Consider the following 3702-nt stretch of genomic DNA (forward strand, 5'->3'; position numbering starts at 1 on the left):
GCGGTGGAAGCGCGGCTCGCGCACGCCCTCGCCGGGGATCGAGACCTCTCCACCGCTCTCCACATCGCGGATCGAACGGTCGCGGGTGGTGTCGCGAACCGCGCGTTTGACCAAGGCTTTCGCCCGCCTGAGAAAGCGCTGACGATTGGCGAGACTCTTGCCGCCGGGATTGAGGCGGCGATCGACAATATGCATCCGGTCGCCCCGTTTCGCGGACTTTCCCTTAGGTCAGCCCGCCTGTTTCACACGCATGTACCACTCGACGAGCCGACGGACCTGACGCTCGGTGTAACCGCGCTCTGTCATCCGGTCGACGAACTCACTGTGTTTCTTCTCGCTCTCGCTATCCTTCTTCGAACCGAAGGAGATCACCGGCAGGAGATCCTCGACCTGGCTGAACATCCGCCGCTCGATGACCTCACGGATCTTCTCATAAGAGGTCCAGGACGGGTTCTTGCCCCCGTGGCTGGCCCGCGAGCGCAGCGAGAACTTGACCACCTCGTTGCGGAAGTCCTTCGGATTGGCGATGCCCGCGGGCTTCTCGATCTTGGTGAGCTCCTGGTTGAGCAGTTCGCGGTTCAGCAGCTGCCCGGTATCGGGATCCTTGAAATCCTGATCCTCGATCCAGGCATCGGCGTAATCGACATAGCGGTCGAACACGTTCTGCCCGTAATCGTGATAGCTCTCCAGATAGGCCTTCTGAATCTCGTTGCCGATGAATTCGGCATAGCGCGGCCCGAGTTCGGCCTTGATGAACTCGATATAGCGCTTTTCCTGCTCGTCCGGCAGCTGCTCGCGCCGCACGGTCTGCTCCAGCACATACATCAGATGCACCGGATCGGCCGCGATCTCGGTGGTGTCGTGGTTGTAGGTGGCGGCGAGCACCTTGAAGGCGAAGCGGGTGGAGATCCCGTCCATACCCTCGTCGACCCCGGCCGCGTCGCGGTATTCCTGGATCGAGCGGGCGCGCGGATCCACCTCCTTCAGGCTCTCGCCGTCATAGACACGCATTTTCGAGAACGCGTTGGAATTCTCGTGTTCGCGCAGGCGTGAGAGCACCGCGAAACGCGCCAGCATCTCCAGGGTGCCCGGTGCGCAGGGCGCTTCGGCCAGCTCGGAGGTGCGGATCAGCTTGTCATAGATCTGCTCCTCTTCCGTTACGCGCAGACAATACGGTACCTTGATCACGTAGATGCGATCAATGAAGGCTTCGTTGTTCTTGTTGGTCTTGAAGCTCTGCCATTCCGCCTCGTTGGAATGGGCCATGATGATGCCCTGGAAGGGGATCGCACCGATATTCTCGGTGCCGACATAGTTGCCTTCCTGCGTCGCGGTGAGCAGCGGATGCAGCATCTTGATCGGCGCCTTGAACATCTCGACGAATTCGAGCATGCCCTGATTGGCCCGGTTGAGCCCGCCCGCATAGGAATAGGCGTCCGGATCGTTCTGCGAGAGCGTCTCGAGCTTGCGGATATCAACCTTGCCGACGAGGGAGGAGATGTCCTGGTTGTTCTCGTCGCCCGGCTCTGTCTTGGCGATGCCGATCTGGCGCAGGCGCGAGGGGTTCACCTTCACCACCTTGAAGCGCGAAATGTCGCCGCCGAACTCGTCGAGCCGCTTGAGCGCCCAGGGACTCATCAGCCCGGTCAGGCGCCGGCGCGGAATGCCGTAGCGCTCCTCGATCTGCTCACCCATCCGTTCCGGATCGAACAGGCCGAGCGGGCTCTCGAAGACCGGGCTGATCTCGTTGCCGGCCTTGAGAACGTAGATCGGGTGCACTTCCATCAGCGCCTTGAGGCGCTCTGCCAACGAAGATTTGCCGCCGCCGACCGGGCCGAGCAGGTAGAGGATCTGCTTGCGCTCCTCCAGCCCCTGCGCCGCATGGCGGAAAAAGGAGACGATGCGCTCGATCGTCTCTTCCATGCCGTAGAACTCGGCGAAGGCGGGATAGACGCGGATGGTGCGGTTCATGAAGATACGCCCGAGCCGGGAATCCCGGGAGGTATCGACCATCTCCGGTTCGCCGATCGCCGCCAGGATCCGCTCGGGCGCGCTGGCATACATCATCGGCTCGTCCCGGCAGCCTTCCAGATAGTCGGACAGGGACATTTCCGTTTCGCGCCGCGCTTCGTAACTGCGGGCGAAGGAGGAGAAGAGGTCGTCGCTCGGATACATGCATCTGCCTCCATCAAGCGTCACATTCCTCAGCTAACCTGCTGATTCACAGACAGGTTGCCCGGCAAATGCGGCAGGAGCCAGATCACATCACGTCGCAGGCGTCCCTGAAACGGAATCGGCTCCAGACCGATTCGTCTCGAACCATCAGTTTGGCACGAAACATATGAAATGCCATCCGGAGCATGGCGGATAAACAGGCGGCGCTTGCGCAAATTGCACTTTAAGGTTGCTCAAAATTTACGCGCTTCACCGGGAAATCGCGTCGGCACGCCATCCGGATCGCGCACGCGATGATCGCCCTCAAAGCCAGCTACGAAAACCGTTTGGAGCTTTCGGGATTCGCTTGCGAAAAGGCTTGCCGATGCCGCAAATCCGCCACACCGTACAGGCACCCGGCCTGCCTCGAACTCCTGCGACAAAGCATCACCATCATGGCCTTCAAAGACGCGCTGCGCCCGGTCCTCGTCCTTCTGGTCGCAACCATCCTGCTGATGGCCGGGTCGGGGCCGCTCGGGACAATCCTCGGCATCCGCATGAACGAGGCGGAGGTGGCGACGCCGATTATCGGCCTCGTCATGGCGGCCTATTTCGGCGGGCTGACGCTCGGCTCGCTGCAGACCTTCCGCATTGTCACGCGCATCGGTCATATCCGCGCCTTCGCTGCTTTCACGGCGATTGTGACAGCGAGCACGCTGGCCTATCCGGTCTATCTCGATCCGATTCCGTGGGCGGTGCTGCGCTTCGTGCAGGGATTCTGCATGGCCGGCCTGTTCGTCTGCATCGAAAGCTGGCTCAACGACTCTGCCACGACGCAGAATCGCGGCGCGCTGCTCGCCAGCTACATGAGCTGCATGTATCTCGCCCAGTCCGCCGGCCAGTTCATGATCGGCGTGCCGGACGAGACCGGCTTTCTGCTCTTCATCATGATGGGGGTGGTGCTCAGCCTCGCCGCCGTGCCGGTGGCGATGACGCGGATGGCGCCACCGCTTCTGCCGGATATCGCTTCGCTGAGCTTCAGGCGCCTCTACGAGGCATCCCCGCTCGGGATCTTCGGCTGCATCTCCTCGGGACTGGTGATCGGCGCGATCTATGCGCTGGCGCCGGTCTACGCCTCGGGGATCGGTTTTGATCTGAGGCAGACGGCGTGGTTCATGAGCGCCATCATCTTCGGCGGCGTGATCCTGCAATGGCCCGTCGGGCGCCTGTCCGATCTGATCGACCGGCGCCTCGTCATCGTCGGCGTGATCATTGCCGGCGCGTTGACCTCTGTGGCGATGATCGCAGCACCCGCAGGCGGCCAGATTGCACTGCTGATCCTCGGCGCGGTGTTCGGCGGTATCGCCTTCGTGCTCTATCCGCTCTGCGTGGCCCATACCAATGACCACCTCGAACGCGAGGAGCGGATCGCGGCCAGCGGCGGGCTGGTGCTGACCTATTCCGCCGGCGCCACGCTGGGGCCGCTTCTCGCCGCCGGGGTGATGAACCTCGCCGGCCCTGCCGGGCTTTTTCTCTTCACCGCCGTCG

Annotated in this window: 3 protein-coding genes; 1 reads left to right on the forward strand and 2 read right to left on the reverse strand. The window is 62.3% G+C overall.

Annotated elements, in window-relative coordinates; translation table 11 throughout:
• The coding region (locus VKP01_RS08250) for a DUF444 family protein (RefSeq protein ID WP_324411673.1) at positions 1–195 on the reverse strand (195 nt) is incomplete at its 3' end.
• Between the two features lie 33 nt (positions 196–228).
• Positions 229–2175, reverse strand: coding sequence for a PrkA family serine protein kinase (locus VKP01_RS08255; RefSeq protein WP_324411674.1), 1947 nt, complete (start codon positions 2173–2175; stop codon positions 229–231).
• A gap of 434 nt (positions 2176–2609) precedes the next feature.
• On the opposite strand from VKP01_RS08255, the gene VKP01_RS08260 reads away from it, so the two are divergent.
• Positions 2610–3702 (forward strand): MFS transporter (locus VKP01_RS08260; protein ID WP_324411675.1); only part of this gene is annotated, 1093 nt, incomplete at its 3' end.

Source organism: Saliniramus sp. (assembly GCF_035311605.1).
GTDB lineage: Bacteria > Pseudomonadota > Alphaproteobacteria > Rhizobiales > Beijerinckiaceae > Saliniramus.

Excerpts from the sequence above, each read along its gene's own strand:
- VKP01_RS08255 (WP_324411674.1), bottom strand. The coding sequence starts at position 2,175 with ATGTATCCGAGCGACGACCTCTTCTCCTCCTTCGCCCGCAGTTACGAA.